Source organism: Undibacterium parvum (assembly GCF_003955735.1).
In the GTDB taxonomy this organism is placed as follows: domain Bacteria; phylum Pseudomonadota; class Gammaproteobacteria; order Burkholderiales; family Burkholderiaceae_D; genus Undibacterium; species Undibacterium parvum.
The window spans coordinates 573,654-592,961 of the sequence record NZ_CP034464.1 but is presented as its reverse complement, the minus strand read 5'-3'; the positions used below and the strand labels follow the sequence as shown (position 1 = coordinate 592,961).

Genomic DNA, 19,308 nt, shown 5'->3' with positions numbered 1-19,308 from the left:
TGCGTGAGGTATTCAATTGCGCGTTAGCGGCAGGGCGGCGCGCCGATTATTGGTATAAACCAGCAGCAAGACCGCGAAGCTGATGAGCGATAACAGCAGTGCGTAAGTATGCGCAGCGGCATAATTTAGGCTCTCGACTTCATCGTAAATCGCGATGGAAGCCACTTTTGTCACACCAGGGATATTGCCACCTATCATCAAGACGACACCAAATTCACCTATGGTGTGAGCAAAGGTCATGACTATACCTGCCAGCACAGATGATTTGATATTCGGTAGCAGGACACGAAATAAGGTGTGCAAATCAGACTTGCCCAAAGTGCGAGACGCCTCGACCAGGGAATAGGGGATATTTTGCAATCCCGATTGTAGTGGGTGCACCATAAACGGCAAGCTAAAAATCACCGAGGCTATCACCAGTCCGGCAAAGCTGAACACCAGACGAATATCGAGGGTCTGCGCTAGCCATAGCCCTAAGCCCTGTTGCGGACTAAACGCCAGTAGCAGATAAAATCCCAGTACTGACGGCGGTAGCACTAAGGGCATACTGACACTGGCTTCAAACAAGGGCTTAAAGCGGCTACGCGAAAACGCTAGGCTATACGCGAGAGGGAGTCCTAGCAGGAATAGTATTAAAGTGGTGATTGCCGCTAATTTAAAAGTCAGCAGTAAGGGACCCCAGTCCAGGTTCAAAAAAATCATGCATCCTCTACCGAAATTAAACTCATTTCATTCGACTTTACTAAACCTTCAACCAGATCGCCGACCGCCAGTTGTAAACCGCGTGCTGAGCGTGAGGTAATGATAGAGCTGAACTGCAAACCATCCATATCTATGAGCGCGCGGGTTAAAACCTGTCCGACTTCGATGGCAGTTACCCGGCCGGGTAAGCGATTTCTGAGGCTGATTTGCCCAGATAAATTCTTTGCCAGCGCGACTTCACTCTCTTTAAACAGCAATTGCACCGACTGACCTGTTTTCCATTGAGTTAGTTGCTCAGGGCTGCCAAGTAGCGTAGCGGTAAATCGATGGCAGTCTACACTGACATCAACGATAGCAACGCTGCCATGCGCTTCAATTGCCGCGATCTGGCCGCATAAGATGTTCATGGTAGGGTATATCCGCTTTTTTGGAAGATCGCCCGCGCTTTTGCCGAAGATAGAAAATCGTAAAACTGTTGTGCAGGTATGGGGTTATTCTCCTTACCGTGCTTGAGTATGATCGCTCCTTGCGCGATAGGCTGATACGATTCGGGCGGAATTTCTATCCAGCTACCCTGATCTTTCATTTCACGGGAAAGTACCACAGACTTCGCAGTAAATCCTATATCTGCAAGGCCAGAATGGATGTACTGATTGGTCTGTGAAATGCTATCCCCAAACACTAGTTTCGGCTTTAAACGCGTCTCGAGTTTGTAGTAGCTCAGCGCGTTCATCGCTTCCCTTCCGTAGGGCGCAGTTTTAGGATTGGCCAAGGCAATTTTAGAGACTGAATTGCCAATTAACAGGCTTTGCCATTGAGCTAAATCCTGTTTTTTTATGCTCCATAATACTAAACTGCCATAGGCATAGATTTTCGGTGCGGCGGTGGCGTAAGACTGTTGATATAAGTAGTCTGGATACGCCATATCAGCTGAGAGGAATACGTCAAAAGGAGCACCATTGATAATTTGAGTCACAAACTTGCCCGACGAGCCGTAGCTTAACTGTAGATCTTGCCCAGTCTCCTTCTTGAATTCGGTTTTAATCTCCTCCAAGGCATATTGTAAATTCGCAGCGACTGCGACGGTGAGAGTCGCCGCGCTAGCAGTATGTTGAAAAAAAACTAGGCTAAATAATGCGATTGTCGGGGCAATGAGCAGTCTGTAGATCACGATGATTTTTTTTTGGTTATGGATAAGTTGTGTATTATGCAGGCTAGCTAGATATGAATGCATGTAATCGATCTTGTTAATGGAATTATGCGAGGACTCTTTGCTGAAAACCTGCAGCAAGTCAAGAATTAGGTGCATTTTTATTGGAAATACTGTATAGTCACTTTTTTGCACTGCAATATATTCTTGTGGTGCTACTGCAGCTCCGTAGCCTATGCGCATCTGGTAGTAATAGATGTAGCAATGTGAAAGCCCTCCCGCCCTGTATGTCTTGATCCTTAAAAGACATCATCCCGGCGCAAAGCTTTTGTGCCGAAATTTCATCGTATACCGCTCTCGTTTCATTTTGAAACTGGTTTTCTTTGTTCATTTCGCGTTGGTTGACGCTGCTTTTTTGCGCGCCTTGCTTTTGCCAGGCGTAGATATATAACGAAAGATAAATTAAATGACTTTTGAAACACTAGGCCTGCACACGTCCATACTCCGCGCTATCACTGACAGTGGTTACACAGACCCTACAGCGGTACAGATCCAGGCTGTGCCTGCCGCGATCGCGGGACGTGACTTGCTGGTTTCTTCCCAGACGGGTTCAGGAAAAACAGCGGCTTTTATGTTGCCAGCCTTGCATAAATTTGCAACTGCAGCCGACAGCCTCGAAGTAACTGCCGCTGACAAGACGCCAAATCAGGAGCGTCAGTCGGCCCGTTCACGTGGCGAACGTCCACGTTTTCAAGCAGCTAAACCAAAAATGTTGGTATTGACACCAACCCGTGAATTAGCCTTGCAAGTGACTACAGCAACAGAAAAATACAGTGCTTACTCACGTAAGATCAAGGCTGTGTCTATCTTGGGTGGTATGCCTTACCCTAAGCAAATGCAATTACTGTCACGCAATCCAGAAATTTTGGTCGCCACTCCAGGTCGTTTGATTGATCACATGGAATCGGGCAAGATCGATTTTTCTGAATTAGAAATTTTGGTTTTGGATGAAGCGGATCGCATGTTGGATATGGGTTTTATCGATGATATCGAAAAAATCGTTGCCGCGACTCCAGAGTCACGTCAAACCATGCTGTTCTCCGCTACGCTTGATGGCGTCGTCGGTAATATGGCGCGCCGTATCACTAAAGATCCTATGATCATTCAGATCGCCGGTTCTGCGACTAAGCACGAAAACATTACGCAAAAAGTTCACTTCGTTGATGATCTGTCGCACAAAAATCGTATGCTCGATCATTTGTTACGTGATGAGTCGGTTGATCAAGCCGTTGTATTTACTGCAACTAAGCGTGATGCTGATACCATCGCAGACCGTTTGAATATCGCTGGTTTTGCTGCTGCCGCCTTGCATGGCGACATGCATCAAGGTGCCCGTAACCGTACTTTAGATGCTTTGCGTCGTGGTCAGGTTCGTGTCTTGGTGGCGACCGACGTTGCTGCTCGTGGTATCGACGTTCCAGCGATTACTCACGTATTTAACTACGATTTACCTAAATTCCCAGAGGATTACGTCCATCGTATCGGTCGTACTGGTCGCGCTGGCCGTAATGGTGTAGCGATTTCTTTGGTAAATCATGCTGAAGGCATCAACGTAAAGCGTATCGAGCGCTTCACTAAACAATTGATACCAGTCGATGTCATCGAAGGTTTTGAGCCTAAGAAGAGTGCCGTTGCTTCACGCTCTACAGCGCGCAAACCAGGTGGCTGGAAACCGGGTGATACACGTTCTAGTGGCGGCGGCTATGGTGCGAACTCTAATGGCAATAGTAGCAAGCCAGGCCAGCGTACCTTCAGTAAACCAAATAGCCCATCTAGCAATGGACCACGTAGTGAGGTTGGTGGTGGTTACAAGGGTAGCAACCCACGCTCTGGCGATGCTAACGGTAACCGTCGCTCATTCGGCGATCGGTAATCGGCAAGAAGTTGCAACGCATCAGTAAATTAAAAACGGGCACGTAAGTGCCCGTTTTTTTATGGTCGCTTTCTTTTAACCGCAAGTTCAATTCAGACGCTAGCATCGGCAGATTCTAAATTCGTTAAAGTGTTCGCAAAGTTCCGACAGAATTTTTTATGTGGTAACGCATGAGTGAGTGTTTGCTCTGCTATTGAAATTTCGCGCGTGCAGGCGTTACCGAACGTGGTAACAGGCTCAGCGTATAATTGTGGGCTTAACTTAGCAGCGATGTCCGTTCATTTGTTGTGGTGCGCCGAGATTTTTTTTCGTTAGTGACATGCACTTCGATTGTTCTGTTGTTAAATACTAGCTTAGTACGAAATAATCGCTTGAAATACTAACGCACTCTAAAAGGTTGTCTAGATGAATACGAATGAAACTCCGATAAGGCTGACTTCTTTCTCGCACGGTGGTGGCTGCGGTTGCAAAATTGCGCCCGGTGTACTGGCCGAGATATTAAAAAAATCGACCGGCTTTCCGGTGCCTGCGGCCTTAATGGTTGGTATTGAAACCTCTGACGATGCCGCAGTATATAAACTCAACGACGAGCAGGCGCTGATTGCGACTACTGATTTTTTTATGCCTATCGTCGATGATCCTTATGATTTTGGCCGAATAGCTGCAACCAATGCGATTTCTGACGTCTATGCGATGGGCGGCACACCTATCATGGCCTTGGCTTTAGTGGGCATGCCAATTAACCAGTTGCCGTTAGAGGTGATTGGGCAAGTGATCCAGGGCGGTGAGAGTATTTGCGCGCAAGCGGGTATCCCAATAGCAGGTGGACATACGATAGATTCAGTAGAACCAATTTACGGTTTGGTGGTATTGGGCTTAATTCACCCTACTAAACTCAAGCGCAATTCCGATGCCAAAGTGGGTGACAAGCTCATACTTGGCAAGCCTATCGGCGTTGGCATCTTGTCGGCGGCGCTGAAAAAACAAGCCTTAGATGATGCCGGATATGCCAGCATGATTGCGAATACGACTAAGTTGAATAAGCCAGGGCAAGCACTGTCCGCCTTGGATGGGGTGAGTGCCATGACCGATGTTACTGGATTCGGTTTGCTTGGACACCTGTTGGAAGTGTGTCGTGGCGCGCAAGTTGGTGCGCGCTTGAACATGTCAACGATCCCTTTATTGCCACAAGTGGCGCAACTGGCTGAGGCCGGTTATATCACGGGCGCATCGGCACGAAATTGGGAGGCTTACGGTAAGGACGTCAAACTTAATGGAGTAAGTGCTGTACAGCAAGCTTTGTTGAGTGATCCGCAAACCTCGGGTGGCTTATTAGTAGCCTGTGATGCTGGCTCGGTAGAGCGGGTTTTAGAAATATTTAGAAGCGGTGATTTTTTGGATGCATCCGTAATAGGTGATATTGTTGCGGGAACAAGTATAGTAGAAGTAAACCCTTGATCTTTTTTACGCGAAATTTTATATGAATCAACTTGAACAACTCAAGCAGTACACCACCGTCGTTGCTGATACTGGCGACTTTCAATCCATGCAAGCGTATGCACCGCGTGACGCGACAACCAATCCATCCTTGATATTGAAAGCGGTGCAAAAAACCGAATATCTGCCATTATTGGAGCGAGTTTTACAGCAGCACGCGAGCAAATCGATAGATGAAATTATTGACCGTCTGTTGATTGCATTTGGTCTAAAAATCCTCGAAATCGTACCGGGTCGGGTCTCTACTGAAACGGATGCACGACTATCGTTTGATACAGAAAAAACGGTCGCCAAAGGTCGACATTTAATCGCCTTGTATCAAGAGGCCGGGATTCCTCAAGAGAGAGTATTGATAAAAATTGCCTCTACATGGGAGGGGATACAGGCTGCTCGAATATTAGAGAAAGAAGGCATACGCTGTAATATGACACTGTTATTTTGCCTGCCGCAAGCGATCGCCTGTGCGGAGGCTGGTGCACAATTAATCTCGCCATTCGTTGGTCGAATTTATGACTGGTATAAGAAACAGACTGGGCAAGAAATTTATGGTGCGGATGACCCAGGAGTCTTGTCTGTGAAAAAGATCTATACCTACTACCGAAAATTTGGCTACGCCACCGAAATTATGGGCGCGAGCTTCCGCAATACTTCCCAGATTTTAGAGCTGGCGGGCTGTGATTTACTCACGATTAGCCCTGACCTGTTGCAAAAATTAAGTGATTCCACCGTTAGCTTGACTCCAAAATTGAATAAAGAGGCGGCGCAGGCATCGGATTTGCAGAAGTTAGCCATGGATGAAAACTCTTTTCGCTTCCACTTAAATGAAGATGCAATGGCAACCGAAAAACTGGCAGAGGGGATACGTATGTTCTGTGCGGATACACTCAAATTGGAGCAGATGATTGCCACAATGCGTTGAGCGCCAGCATCAAGGTCTACGTTTGTTGTGCGATCGAGGGTTGCATACGGTTTTTGGGCTCATCGTCGGTGTATAAAAAAAGAGATTATTCAAATTTAATAAAATGATGCTTGCATAAACTACTGATTTTTTATACAGTGTCGTTATTGGACGCATTTTAAAGACTCATCTTGTTGCTTGCTCTTAACTGAAAGAATTTATGGACGATAAAAAATCTGACAACAGCTCTGAAAAGAGTAAGGCTCTAGCTGCCGCACTGGCGCAAATTGAAAAACAGTTTGGTAAGGGCTCGGTCATGCGCCTCGCTGATGGTGCAGTTATAGAAGAAATTCAAGTTGTTTCTACAGGCTCTTTGGGCTTAGATATTGCGCTGGGTGTCGGTGGCTTGCCGCGTGGTCGCGTGGTTGAGATTTACGGACCTGAGTCTTCCGGTAAGACCACTCTGACTTTGCAAGTCATTGCAGAAATGCAAAAACTAGGCGGAACATGTGCGTTTATTGATGCCGAGCATGCACTGGATGTCGGTTATGCCCAGAAATTAGGCGTTAATCTCCCTGATCTCTTGATTTCTCAACCTGATACTGGTGAGCAGGCATTGGAAATTACGGATGCTTTAGTGCGCTCAGGTAGTGTTGATCTGATTGTCATCGATTCTGTTGCTGCACTGACTCCACGCGCCGAAATTGAAGGTGATATGGGCGATTCTCTGCCAGGTTTGCAAGCGCGTCTAATGTCGCAGGCATTGCGAAAATTAACGGGCAGTATTAATCGTACCAATACTTTGGTGATTTTCATTAACCAAATTCGTATGAAAATCGGTGTTATGTTCGGCAGTCCAGAAACCACTACCGGTGGTAATGCATTGAAATTTTATGCTTCTGTTCGATTGGATATTCGACGTACCGGCTCGATCAAATCAGGCGATGAAGTGATCGGGAATGAGACTAAAGTTAAAGTCGTCAAGAATAAAGTTGCGCCGCCGTTTAAAGAGGCACATTTTGATATTCTTTATGGAGCAGGTACGTCGCGCGAAGGCGAAATTTTGGATCTGGGTGCCGATGCAAAAATTATTGAGAAAGCTGGTTCTTGGTATAGCTATAACGGTGAGCGTATTGGACAAGGTAAGGATAATGCGCGTAATTTCCTGGTAGAACGCCCAGCCTTGGCGCACGAAATAGAGAATAAAGTCAGGGTGCAACTAGGCGTGCCTTTATTACCACCGTTAGCAGTTAGCGAATAAGAATCAAATATTTAAGAACGCCGGCCTCCTTGATGTCTTAGGATTGCCGGCGTTTTTTTATGGGCGTCAAAATGTTTAAAGTAAAAGTAAGTCTTAAAGCAAGAGCATTGCGTTACCTTTCTATGCGCGAACATAGCCGTTTGGAATTGGGGCGAAAGTTGTCTCGCTATGCAGAGGAAGCTGACGATGTGCCTGCATTGCTCGACGTATTAGAAGCCGCACAATTCCTGTCAGAGGAGAGGTTTTCTGTGTCCTTGGTAAGGCGACGGCAGGCTAGGTTCGGCAATCAACGTATTTTTTTAGAGTTGCAAAGTCATAATATCGAGAAGACCGAAATTGAAAAAATAAAGTCGCAGTTGATTGAGTCGGAAGCCGTAAGAGCGATTGAGGTCCTGCATAGAAAATACCGACTCGAACCAGCAGATCATATAGAGCGCGCAAAGCAAATGCAGTTTTTGCAGAAGCGTGGCTTTTCCGGTGGGGCAATTCAAGCGGCAATGCGGGCAAAGAGAGATAACGGAGATGATGACGCCTGAGCATATTTCCGACTGCTTGTTATTGCCGAATTTTTCCTGAGCTTTATTTGTTAGCGGGGCGATGGCGTCGATGAAAATGGAATTAGTCTGCGAGCTGTGCTAAACTTCCTTTTTTTGCAGTGCCGCAAGAGCGGCTGTTATCGTAGAAGCTGCGGTAGCGACGCGCAATTGTGGCTATTTTTACACTGAATTAGCCCGTAACAGGCATTTATGCCCTTATCTCCACCTACAATTCGACGTGCGTTGAAGCATACGCGCACCATCACTATCCAAGCGTTCGCACGTGACGATGGATTGTGGGATTTTGACGCTCAAATTATTGACTGTAAAACGCGTGACATTGCGCTCGCTTCCGGCGTTCGTCCTAATGGTTCGGCCATTCATGATTTGAGTCTTCGCATTACGATCGATACTAGTTTAAATATCATTGACGCAAATGCTGTCTCTGATGCCGTACCATATCCAGGTTTTTGCAATACGATAGGGCCTGAATACAAAAAGCTTATCGGTCTCAATTTAATGCAGCAATTTCGTCAGGGCGTAAAGCAACGGCTCTCCGGCATTAATGGCTGCACGCATATTACCGAATTAGCACAAATTCTTCCAACCGCAGCAGTTCAGGCTTTTGCAGGTGATGTACTTAATACGCGTGATGGCGCAAATGATGACGCCCAGCACACGCAGCAACCGTTTCAACTCAATCGTTGTCATGCATTAAGGCTAGATGGTCCAGCCGTGGTGCAATATTATCCGCGCTGGGCAATCTAGTCGCTTAACGCAAAGCTGTACCGTTTTTGTTTTACTTGTCGTAAGTAATTTTACTAATTTAACTAATACCTCAGTGTCTGAAGGGAAGACGTATGAAAATTCATGAGTATCAGGGTAAAGAAATCCTCCGTAAATTTGGAGTGACAGTACCTCGCGGTATCCCGTGCCTGTCTGTTGACGAGGCAGTCAAAGCGGCAGAAACTCTGGGCGGCCCGGTATGGGTTGTCAAGGCGCAAATCCATGCGGGTGGCCGTGGTAAAGGCGGCGGCGTCAAAGTTGCAAAGTCCCTAGAGCAAGTACGCGAATACGCAGAAGCTATTCTGGGTATGCAGCTGATTACTCATCAGACCAGTCCAGAAGGACAAAAAGTTCGCCGGCTTCTGATCGAAGAAGGTGCTGACATTCAGAAGGAGTTGTATGTCAGTATGGTGACTGACCGTGTTAGCCAACGCGTAGTATTGATGGCGTCTTCTGAAGGTGGCATGGACATTGAGGAAGTGGCTGAAAGTCACCCTGAATTATTGCATTCGATCGCGATTGATCCTACAGCTGGTTTGCAAGACGAAGAAGCTGATGCGATCGCCCGTAAAATTGGCGTGCCAGACGCATCCGTGGTTGATGCACGCAATCAGTTAAAAGGTTTGTATGCTGCATTCATGGCAACTGACTGCTCACTGGCTGAAATCAATCCCTTGATTTTGACCGGTTCGGGCAAAGTCATCGCGCTTGATGCCAAGTTCAACTTCGATGCAAATGCCTTGTTCCGTCAACCAGAAATCGTTGCTTACCGCGATCTGGACGAAGAAGACCCAGCTGAAATCGAAGCCTCAAAATTCGACTTGGCTTACATTTCTCTTGATGGCAATATTGGCTGTCTGGTTAATGGCGCAGGTTTGGCGATGGCGACCATGGATACAATCAAGTTGTTCGGTGGTGAGCCGGCTAACTTCCTTGATGTTGGTGGTGGCGCGACGGCAGAGAAAGTTACCGAAGCCTTCAAAATCATGCTTAAAAACCCAGGTTTGAAAGCTATTTTGGTGAATATTTTTGGTGGCATCATGCGTTGTGACGTGATTGCGGAGGGCGTGATTACTGCGTCTAAAGCGGTTTCCTTGCAAGTACCTTTGGTAGTGCGTATGAAGGGGACTAACGAAGATATCGGCAAGAAGATGCTGGCTGACTCTGGTTTGCCTATCATTGCTGCAGACACCATGGAAGAAGCGGCGCAGAAAGTTGTTGCCGCTGCCCAAGCTAAATAATCGCAAGGAACAATATGTCGATCCTGATCAATAAAGATACAAAAGTTATTACCCAAGGTATTACCGGCAAGACTGGTCAATTCCATACTCGCATGTGTCGCGATTACGCTAACGGACAAAATTGTTTCGTGGCTGGCGTAAATCCGAAAAAAGCGGGCGAAGATTTTGAAGGTATTCCTATTTTCGCCAACGTATCAGAAGCCAAAGCTGCCACTGGCGCAACTGTTTCGGTAATCTATGTGCCGCCTGCTGGTGCCGCAGCTGCAATTTGGGAAGCGGTAGAAGCTGACCTCGATTTGGCGATTTGCATTACCGAAGGTATTCCTGTTCGCGACATGATGATGTTGAAAGACCGCATGGCGAAATCGGGCAGCAAGACAAAATTGTTGGGTCCTAACTGCCCAGGCTTGATCACTCCAGATGAAATCAAGATTGGCATCATGCCAGGTCACATCCATCGTAAAGGTCGTATCGGTGTGGTTTCACGTTCTGGTACCTTGACTTACGAAGCGGTTGGTCAATTGACTGCGCTTGGCCTGGGTCAATCTTCTGCGGTTGGTATTGGTGGCGATCCTATCAATGGCTTGAAGCACATCGACATCATGCAGATGTTTAATGATGATCCAGACACTGATGCCGTGATTATGATTGGTGAAATCGGCGGCCCGGATGAAGCCAATGCTTCTTACTGGGTGCGTGATAACATGAAGAAGCCTGTGGTCGGCTTCATTGCAGGTGTTACCGCTCCTCCAGGTAAGCGTATGGGTCATGCCGGCGCCTTGATTTCAGGTGGTGCGGATACTGCACAATCCAAGCTCGATATCATGGAAGAATGTGGCATCAAAGCGACAAAAAATCCGTCAGAAATGGCACGCTTGCTTAAAGCAATGTTGTAATCTGATTGGCAAATAAAAATAGGGAGCTTAGCTCCCTATTTTTATTTGTACTTTACGAAAACCTGTTTGGCACTGTCAAAATGCCTTGGTTTTATTGAAAGCCACTAATAATTTTATGAGTAGTGCAAAAAATCCAGCAGAAATAAGCAGATCACCTTTGCATTCAGATAAGATATTTAAACGTTAAATATCTTATCTGAATGCAATAATGTACCTAGCTAATGTTAAGCTTAGGCTCTCAGGTTTTTTGAGGCGCTAGACTTGCATCTGATCGCGACCCATTTTTGATAAGTGAGTCAACGCAGGTTCAGGTAGGATATCTAGCCCTGTTTAAATCCACTAAATAATCACAAATATAATTATGCCACTTCAATCCGTGCTCGAGTTTGCTGGTCGCTCCGATACTGGACGAGTGCGCGCGCAGAATGAAGATGCATTTGAAATATGTGAAGGCCTAGGTTTGGCTGTTCTTGCCGATGGTATGGGCGGCTATAACGCTGGCGAAGTCGCCAGTCGTATGTGTGTAGAACTAATCTCCGAATTCTTACAACAAAAACAACAAGCAGTCTGGATGCCAATATTTTCTCGACCAGCTGTGCTTGGAGTACGATGGTTGAATGACGCAATTACGCTTGCAAATACAAGTGTTTATGATGCTTCGCACGAGAACCAAGCCTATTTGGGAATGGGAACGACTGTCGTTGTTGCCTTGAGTCACCAGGATAAACTGCTGATCGCACATGTAGGCGATTCTCGCGCATATCGATTCCGACTGGGCGAGCTTTCGCAACTGACTAGGGATCATTCTGTCTTGCAGGCGCAGATAGACGCAGGTCTCATTTCTGAAAAAGACGCACGTTTTTCACCGATCAAGAACTTGATTACACGTGCCGTTGGAGCACAAGAGAGCGTGGAAATCGAAATACATGTACATCAAATGGAAGTAGGTGATGTGTATTTACTCTGTTCTGATGGGCTAACGGACATGCTCAACCACATAGAAATTCATCACATCATGCATCAATATAGCGCTCAGCTTGACGAATGTTGCCAAGTGCTCATTGAAAATGCCAACCAGTTTGGTGGCAAGGATAATATTTCCGTAGTCTTAATCAAAGTCACCGAACTCCATCAGCGAAAATTGATGGAATATATTTTTGCTAGCTAGTCGGGCACTTGATTTACCCAATATTGTGATAGAAGACAGAGAATGCTATGGCGAAAATTATCGTCACCCTCAATGGACAAGTCAAATACGACGTCAGCCTACTAAAAGCACGTTTCAGTATAGGACGGCGTCCAGAAAATGATTTAGTACTCGATCAAGCAACCGTTAGCGGCCACCATGCCGCGATAGACCGCACCTCGGTTGGTATTTTTATTCTTGATTTAGGCAGCACTAATGGCACTTTGGTGAATGGTCAACCAATTACTAAACATCTGCTTCAACATGAGGACGTGATTGAAGTCGGTAAATACCGGCTTAAATTTCAACATGGGCACAATAATTCGCACGAAGCGTCAGCCGTGCTGAGTACCGCAGCTTTGTCTGTCGGCGATGGCTCGCAATTACCCAAGCTAGTGGCTAAAGTAAAAGTGCTCAGTGGTACGAATGCCGGGCGTGAGTTGCTTCTGGATAAAGCAGTAACTAGCTTGGGTCGTGCGGGTGTGCTGGTCGTTACTATTAGTAAGCAACATCAGCATTACGTGGCGGCTAAGCTGGAGGGCGGTGCTGCGAGGATTAATGATCGCCTATTGGAGGCCGAGCCTGTATTACTGCGCGATGGCGATGAACTCGATCTTGCAGGAACCAGAATGAAGTTTTCCGTTGCGACTGAAAAATAGCGCGCCATCTGTATTCGTGAATACTGATTTCTGGTCTAAGGGGTGACAAATTTTGCAGAATTTATGCCTTTTGTTTTGCCAACTGCCAAACTTTGTCATAAGTATTTAAAGTTCCGCATCTTTTTTTGTCGAAAATTACTTGGGTACCCTCTAAATCGATCAATTTCAGTGCTGGCACGCTGTTTGCTCTAGAGTAGATGTAGCAAGCAGCATTTATGAAATTCCCAATTTTCCCTTAGGAGCATTAATATGAAATCCATGCAATTAAAACAACGCGCACAAGCAGGTTTTACTCTGATCGAATTGATGATCGTGGTTGCGATTATCGGTATTTTGGCTGCCGTTGCATTGCCAGCATATAAAGATTACACACTGCGTGCAAAAATGTCAGAAGTTGTCTTGGCTGGTTCTGCTTGCCGTACTGCAATTACAGAAGCTTATCAAACAGCAACTTCATTGCCTGCCGCAAATAAGTGGGGTTGTGAAGTTCCAACCGCTAGTGGCACTAAGTATGTCGATTCCATCGCTACCTCTGATGCAGGTGTTATTACAGTAAAAGCAACAACAGCATTTAAAGATGCACGTGCAGATGGATTGCTTGTCACTATGATTCCATTAAAGACCCTTCCTAGCACTGCTGTTACGGCTGCTGGTGATAGTATTGTAGCTTGGTTGTGTGGTGGTTCCGGTACGACAATTTCCGCTACATTATTGCCAGCATCTTGCCGCGGCTAATTTTGATGGAGTTGTTACAAAGAAAGTGAAGAATTCACTTCTAGAAAATAGACCGCCTTGGCGGTCTATTTTTTTTACCTAAGGCGATTAATCTCATTTGGGGATAAGGAAATTGCTGCTGGCGGGGGCGGGCTTCGCCTATTTTTAAATCAATTAAATATTAATTGGTAATAACATTAGGTATTTTGCATAATGTTGTCTGTTAATTTGTATAGTTCGATCATGGAGTAGACTCGTATTATGATAGCTGCCACTTTGTATTTTTCTAGTCGTTGGAAGGCATTTTCTCTGCATATCGCAATTTCGACATGCATTGCCTTACTAAGTGCTGCATTGGTGTTTGGGCTTTGGTATCCTTGGCCCTATCGTGTGCTTGCCGGCGGGCAAACCTTGTTTTTCATCGTTCTTGCGGTTGATCTTATCCTTGGCCCCTTACTAACTTTTGTTATATTTGATATCAGTAAATCCAAAGCGGCTATAGTTCTTGATTTGTGCGTAATCGGTGTGCTGCAAATAATTGGTTTAGGCTACGGTCTTCATATTGTTTTTCAGGCACGCCCGGTCGCCATGGTATTTGAGGTTGATCGCTTTCGTATCATTAGTGATCTTGATGTAAGAAAGCAGGAGTTGCCTAGTGCACTCCCTGGCTTGCAGCAACTCTCCTTATCGGGACCCAAACTGCTAGGTACTCGCAAACCAAAAAATGCGGATGAACAATTTGAAGCGATAGAACTTGGTATGCAGGGGGTAGATATTGGTGTCAGACCTTCATTCTGGCAGCCTTATTCCTTGTCGATTCCTGATGTGTTGAGTAAAGCCAGGCCTTTGTCCAGTATGTATTCGGCTTATCCCAAGCGCGTTGCCGAGATAAAAGAAGAACTAAAGAAAATAAACCGCTTACCGGATGATCTAAGATTTTTACCATTAACTGGACGGCAAGAAAACTGGTCGATCCTGGTTGATGCCAAGAGTGGAGAGGTGCTTGGATATCTTCCCGTAGATGGATTTTTGACTCAGTAAGTGATGGTATTTGCATTGAATGCTTGATAGCGGCGATAGCCAATGTACTACATAGCTCTATGATGGTAGCTTTTTTCCTCTGAAAGCCTATGTTGTCAGTTAAAATGGAATGATAAAAATACATGAAAAAATACAATGCTTTCTAATAAACAATTCAATGCCGCATTAGGTATTTTCGGCGCGCTGCTTTTTGCCTCGTTCATACTCCCTTATCATGTACGTCCGCTAAGTACTTATTATAATGATGCTCTGGTGGCACTCGGCGTATTATTGGCGATTAGCCTATTTGCCGCAAACCTAAAACCGAATCTAAGCTTGCCAAAAATAGCCATATTGCCTTTGGTGATAATAACGGTGGTATTTGTTCAGTTACTTTTGGGAATGGTGCAATTTGATCGGGTAGCGCTGCCTATCCTGTATCTGCTGCTTGCCACTGCAGCTATGCTTATCGGTGCGACTTGGAGTGGGCTTCCGAACGGAAATGATAAAATTTGCTTGATGATGACCAGCGTTCACCTGCTAGCGTCATTATCGTCTGTTGTCATGCAAGGTATACAGATTGCGGGCATAAATGCCACGCCTTTCATTATGTTCATTGAAAGAAATGCGCAGGCATTGAGACCTTATGCCAATGTCGCGCAACCGAATCAGTTGGCCTTGCTATTGTGCTTGGGGTTGGCGTCGATATGGTGGCTATATCAGTCTAGTCGCTTAGATCGTTGGACTTCCGTCTTGTTGGCTTTGCTTTTGCTTTGGGGGGTAGCACTTACCCAATCAAGAATTGGCTGGATCATCCTCCCGCTGTTTGTGATGTTTTGTTTTTCAAAACGATCAGATTCCAAGGCAATCAACAGGTATTTGCTGGTGTTATTGTTAGCGGTTTATGCGCTAATGGTGATTGCCTTACCTACGATTAGCAGTTATTTAGGGTTTTTTAGCGGTTCAGTTCAGGGGCATATCGGAGGCCGTTCAGAGCGTGTCGCGCTTATGCAACAGGCTTGGTATATGGCCACTCAGCATCCTTGGCTCGGCGTCGGCTGGTTTGGTTTTGGCCCTGAGCAGGTGAAAATTGCTGCGAGCTTTCCGGCGACCACTTATGCCGAGCACTCGCACAACCTGGTTTTGAACCTTGCGGCTGAACTTGGGTTTCCTGTGGCGATAATCATTTTATGTGTATTCGCGTGGTGGTTGCTACAAACCTGTGTACTCGCAAAAACGACAAGAGCTGTGCAATTTGCTAGTTTATGTTTCATCGCGATATTTGTACACAGTATGGTCGAATATCCTATGTGGTATGCGTTTGTATTAATACCATTTTCGCTGTTGGTCGGCATGGTGCATCAGACGCGCTACCCATCTGATGATGTTCCTGTCCCTCAGGCTGCGTTGGCATTTTGTTTTATGTTGGGGTTTGCTTTATTGTTATGGTTAACCGTGGATTTTCAGCGAGTCGTATTTGGTTACCGGGTATTGAATGTGGCTCCGGGAGTGCAAACTAGCTTGATCGAAAAGGAGTTGTTGGCAAAACCACAGCTAACAGTATTTTCTGATTACTACTCCTATTTTAAATTGACAAAACTGCTTCCCCGTGAGGGGATGGACGAGCGGGAAATCGACTTTGTAGCGGCAACCACCTCCCGATTTGGATATGTGCATGCGCTAAATAAGCTGGCGGAAGTCTATGCACTAAATGGAGCCCCATCTAAGGCTGCTCAAGTCATGCTGACCTTGCAGCGCTTGCATCCGTTTTCTTATGCTCAATATTTCGATTACTGGAAATCGCAGGCTGAGCTTGATCAGCGTTATGCTGCCGTGTTTATCGCTATGCCTAAACGCGATGCCGATTAGCATCATGCTTAGCGTTTGAAATGGTGGCCAGGCCAGCGCGCATATTCTATGCGCCTGCTGGCCCTGTCTGCCTTGAAAGCCGCATGGATACTGCGTCTTAGCGCTGCCCACCGTGACAGCCGCATGGAATATGCGCGCTGGCATGGTCATCAAAAAATAACTAAACCGACTCTTTATCGACAGGCAGGCGGCGTCGTTCAGGATGGCTAGGCTGGCGAGTCTCGATAATGAGCGCTTGGCCATCGCTCAAAGAAATCGCCAGTTTCTCTACCCCTTGATGCGTGATTTGATACAGCACGCTGGCACCGATTGCTTGTGAGTGCAGCACCGTGGCATCGGTTAATACTGCGGATAATTCTTTGAGTGAGTGTAGTTGCCAATCGAGTTTACTCATCACGTTCGCCTGCTAATGAGCTCTGTACTCGGTTGGCGAAGCTATTGGCATCCATGGGTCGGCCAAAATAATAACCTTGCACCTGATGACACTGCATTCCCAGTAATAACTCAACTTGCTCCTTTGTCTCCACGCCTTCGGCCACCACTTGTAGACCCAGACTGAGTGCCATCGCGACTATGGCACTGGCGATGGCGGCATCGTCGGGGTTTTCATGGATGTCGTTGATGAAGGACTTGTCTATCTTTAACTCATCGATAGGGAATTTTCTGAGATACGACAGGCTGGAGTAGCCAGTGCCAAAATCGTCTAGCGAGAGTGCCACGCCCAGGTTTTTTAGGGCGCGTAGCGTTACCAGGGTGCTCTCTACATCTTGCATCACCATGCTCTCGGTGAGTTCCAGGATAAAGTGTGCAGGCTGAGCGCCGGTGGCGGAGAATATCGCGGCAACGCGCTCCGACAGATCTTCCTGGCGAAATTGACGCGAAGACATATTGATGGCGAGTTTAAGCGCCGGTAAGCCCAACTTTTGCCAGGCGATTTGCTGGCGGCAGGCTTCGGCCAAAACCCATTCTCCCAACGGCAGGATTAAGCCGGTCTCTTCCGCTAAAGGAATGAATTCTATCGGGTGGATCAAGCCTATCTGCGGGTGTTGCCAGCGTACCAGCGCCTCGGCACCGATAATTTTATGTGAGCGTAAATCGATTTTTGCCTGGTAGTGCAAGACGAATTCGCCGCGGTCTAAGCCGCGTCTGAGTGCGCCTTCCATATTCAGGCGGCTAATCGCGGTCACCCCCATCTCAGGTATAAATTGACGCACGCTATTGCGGCCGTGCTCCTTGACCCTATACATGGCGATATCGGCGTAGCGTAACAGCGTCTCACCGTTCTCACCGTCTCTAGGGTAGAGCGATAGCCCGATGCTGGCAGTGACAAACATATTGTGTGCTTCGACCTGAAACGGTTTCGATAGCGCAGCCAAGACTTTTTCTGCAATCAGATTGGCTTCATCAGCGTTGGCAAGGTCGGTGAGAATAATAACGAACTCATCGCCGCCCAGACGCGCCACGGTATCGGTGTCGCGCACGCAGATAGACAGTCGTCGCGCTACCTCCTTGAGGACAATATCGCCGGTGCCATGCCCAGAGCCGTCGTTGATCAGTTTAAAGTGATCCAGGTCCAGTAATAACAATGCCACGGTTTGATCCTGGCGTTTGGCCCAGGCGATGGCCTGGGTAATTCTGTCATTGAGTAAATTTCGATTGGCTAAACCAGTCAGACTATCGTGGGTGGCCTGGAACTCTAGTTCTTTTTGATAATTGACGCGTTCGCTCACATCATTGATGACACTCACAAAGTGGGTGGTACTGGCACCGCTGGCATCTTTAACCGGCGATATGTGCAGCTCATTCCAGAATTGGCTGCCGTCTTTGCGGTAATTGCGCAGCAGCGCTTGAGCTTCGCGGCGTTCACGTAAGGCCGAACGTATCTCGTTGAGGCCAGCTTGCTGTAAATCGTCGCGCACCAGGAAGCGGCCTTCACGTCCTATTACTTCCTCTGCGCTATAACCGGTAATACGGCTGAACGCCGGATTGACGTAGACGATGGAGTGATCACTTTCGTCACTGCGCGTGATCATGATGCCATTGCTACTCGATACCAGGGCTTGCTCACGCAATAGTAAGGCTTGTTCGACTTCTTTAAATTGATGTTTACTACTATTGATGTCTTGTTTGACCGCAACCAGATGGCTAATTTTGCCGGTCGCGTCGCACAGCGGCGAAACGATTTGCCGTTCCCAGCACAGGCTATTGTCCTTGCGTCGGCTGAGGATTTCCCCTTCCCACTGCTGGCCTGGCTTGAGCGCCAGAAATTGGGATTGACGCGCCTCATCAAGGCCGTCGCCAGTACTCCAGAGCAGGGCGATATCGCGCGCATCCTCCAGCGTATAGCCAGACATGGCGGTAAAGCTGGCGTTGCAATATGCTAGCTGGCCTTGAATATTCGTAATCACGATAGCAAACGGGCTTTGTGCCATCGCTAATACCAGAATTTCGACGTCATCTTGCAGATCACTGTGCGGACTGGCCGCTATGCTGGTAGTCGAGAAGGCGAGTATCGCATTGCTTAGCTCTTTGGCGAGGCGATGCAGCAATTGGTAGGCATCAGTGTCTGGGCTCAGTGCAAAATCAGCTCTTAGGCCTAGCGTTCCAAGGCCATTTTGCAACGCAATTTCTAAACTGTTGAAATCTGAATTTGGTAGGCGATTGTCATCGGCATCGACCCGAAACAAGCGTTGCTGACTATCGTGCTGAACATCGGACTGAACATCGGACTGAACATCGTTCTGAGTATCTTGCTGTAGATCGATTGCTACGCTGAGATAGCCCGCCTTGCTGACCAGGATCTGGCAGAAATCTTGCAACATCGCAGACAGGCTAGGGGAGTACCACAGACAGTGTGATAAATTTCCTAGAGTCAGGAACCAGGCGTCGAGTCGGCTAGATTCTTGCGTGAGAGAGATAGAATCAGTCGGCATAATTTTATTTTGCTGTTATTTCTGCTG

Annotated in this window: 18 protein-coding genes; 13 read left to right on the top strand and 5 right to left on the bottom strand. The window is 46.9% G+C overall.

The genetic code is table 11. From position 1 onward, the window contains the following. Positions 1-12: 12 nt before the first annotated feature. Genes modB through modA form a run of 3 tightly spaced genes read right to left on the bottom strand, consistent with a single transcriptional unit; the run spans position 13 to position 2,095 of the window. Positions 13-702 carry a molybdate ABC transporter permease subunit gene (modB, locus tag EJN92_RS02635; protein WP_194074956.1) on the bottom strand — a complete coding sequence of 230 codons (690 nt, stop codon included), beginning with the start codon at positions 700-702 and terminating at the stop codon, positions 13-15. Next, positions 699-1,109, bottom strand: coding sequence for a TOBE domain-containing protein (locus EJN92_RS02630; RefSeq protein WP_126126405.1), 411 nt, complete (start codon positions 1,107-1,109; stop codon positions 699-701). The genes modB and EJN92_RS02630 overlap by 4 nt, the downstream gene beginning before the upstream one ends. Then, on the bottom strand, positions 1,106-2,095 hold the full coding sequence (gene modA / locus EJN92_RS02625; RefSeq protein ID WP_227869673.1) for a molybdate ABC transporter substrate-binding protein: 990 nt from the start codon (positions 2,093-2,095) through the stop codon (positions 1,106-1,108). The genes EJN92_RS02630 and modA overlap by 4 nt, the downstream gene beginning before the upstream one ends. 223 nt (positions 2,096-2,318) lie before the next feature. Between modA and EJN92_RS02620 the strand changes: the two genes are divergently transcribed. The 13 genes from EJN92_RS02620 (at position 2,319) to EJN92_RS02560 (ending at position 16,348) form a co-directional block, all read left to right on the top strand. Continuing rightward, the gene (locus EJN92_RS02620; RefSeq protein WP_126126404.1) at positions 2,319-3,785 is read left to right on the top strand and encodes a DEAD/DEAH box helicase; all 1,467 of its coding nucleotides are present in this window, start codon (positions 2,319-2,321) and stop codon (positions 3,783-3,785) included. A gap of 405 nt (positions 3,786-4,190) precedes the next feature. Then, positions 4,191-5,243 carry a selenide, water dikinase SelD gene (gene selD / locus EJN92_RS02615; RefSeq protein WP_126126403.1) on the top strand — a complete coding sequence of 351 codons (1,053 nt, stop codon included), beginning with the start codon at positions 4,191-4,193 and terminating at the stop codon, positions 5,241-5,243. Positions 5,244-5,265: 22 nt separating this feature from the next. Further along, the gene (tal, locus tag EJN92_RS02610; protein WP_126126402.1) at positions 5,266-6,201 is read left to right on the top strand and encodes a transaldolase; all 936 of its coding nucleotides are present in this window, start codon (positions 5,266-5,268) and stop codon (positions 6,199-6,201) included. 199 nt (positions 6,202-6,400) lie between these two features. Then, on the top strand, positions 6,401-7,441 hold the full coding sequence (gene recA, locus EJN92_RS02605; protein ID WP_126126401.1) for a recombinase RecA: 1,041 nt from the start codon (positions 6,401-6,403) through the stop codon (positions 7,439-7,441). A 71-nt stretch (positions 7,442-7,512) separates the two neighbouring features. After that, entirely contained in the window at positions 7,513-7,977 is a 465-nt protein-coding gene (gene recX, locus EJN92_RS02600) for a recombination regulator RecX (protein ID WP_126126400.1), read from the top strand. Positions 7,978-8,187: 210 nt separating this feature from the next. Continuing rightward, positions 8,188-8,745 (top strand): DUF2889 domain-containing protein, encoded by a 558-nt coding sequence (locus EJN92_RS02595; RefSeq protein ID WP_126126399.1) that lies wholly within the window; start codon positions 8,188-8,190, stop codon positions 8,743-8,745. Between the two features lie 77 nt (positions 8,746-8,822). Then, a complete protein-coding gene (sucC, locus tag EJN92_RS02590; RefSeq protein WP_407701547.1) occupies positions 8,823-10,004 on the top strand; it encodes an ADP-forming succinate--CoA ligase subunit beta in 1,182 nt (393 codons plus the stop codon). A gap of 14 nt (positions 10,005-10,018) precedes the next feature. After that, the gene (sucD, locus tag EJN92_RS02585) at positions 10,019-10,900 is read left to right on the top strand and encodes a succinate--CoA ligase subunit alpha (RefSeq protein ID WP_126126397.1); all 882 of its coding nucleotides are present in this window, start codon (positions 10,019-10,021) and stop codon (positions 10,898-10,900) included. A gap of 361 nt (positions 10,901-11,261) precedes the next feature. Further along, on the top strand, positions 11,262-12,068 hold the full coding sequence (locus tag EJN92_RS02580) for a Stp1/IreP family PP2C-type Ser/Thr phosphatase (RefSeq protein ID WP_126126396.1): 807 nt from the start codon (positions 11,262-11,264) through the stop codon (positions 12,066-12,068). 47 nt (positions 12,069-12,115) lie between these two features. Beyond that, positions 12,116-12,745, top strand: a complete 630-nt coding sequence (locus EJN92_RS02575) for an FHA domain-containing protein (protein ID WP_126126395.1) — start codon at positions 12,116-12,118, stop codon at positions 12,743-12,745. Positions 12,746-12,994: 249 nt separating this feature from the next. Continuing rightward, positions 12,995-13,480 (top strand): pilin, encoded by a 486-nt coding sequence (locus tag EJN92_RS02570; RefSeq protein ID WP_407701533.1) that lies wholly within the window; start codon positions 12,995-12,997, stop codon positions 13,478-13,480. Positions 13,481-13,720: 240 nt separating this feature from the next. Beyond that, the gene (gene tfpZ, locus EJN92_RS02565) at positions 13,721-14,500 is read left to right on the top strand and encodes a TfpX/TfpZ family type IV pilin accessory protein (RefSeq protein ID WP_126126394.1); all 780 of its coding nucleotides are present in this window, start codon (positions 13,721-13,723) and stop codon (positions 14,498-14,500) included. Positions 14,501-14,635: 135 nt separating this feature from the next. Further along, the gene (locus tag EJN92_RS02560) at positions 14,636-16,348 is read left to right on the top strand and encodes a PglL family O-oligosaccharyltransferase (protein WP_126126393.1); all 1,713 of its coding nucleotides are present in this window, start codon (positions 14,636-14,638) and stop codon (positions 16,346-16,348) included. 160 nt (positions 16,349-16,508) lie between these two features. On the opposite strand, the gene EJN92_RS02555 is transcribed toward EJN92_RS02560, so the two are convergent. Both EJN92_RS02555 and EJN92_RS22060 read right to left on the bottom strand, forming a co-directional pair. After that, positions 16,509-16,742: a hypothetical protein gene (locus EJN92_RS02555; protein ID WP_126126392.1), complete on the bottom strand. Its 234-nt coding sequence runs from the start codon at positions 16,740-16,742 to the stop codon at positions 16,509-16,511. Continuing rightward, positions 16,735-19,281: a putative bifunctional diguanylate cyclase/phosphodiesterase gene (locus tag EJN92_RS22060; protein WP_126126391.1), complete on the bottom strand. Its 2,547-nt coding sequence runs from the start codon at positions 19,279-19,281 to the stop codon at positions 16,735-16,737. The genes EJN92_RS02555 and EJN92_RS22060 overlap by 8 nt, the downstream gene beginning before the upstream one ends. Between the last annotated feature and the right edge of the window lie 27 nt (positions 19,282-19,308).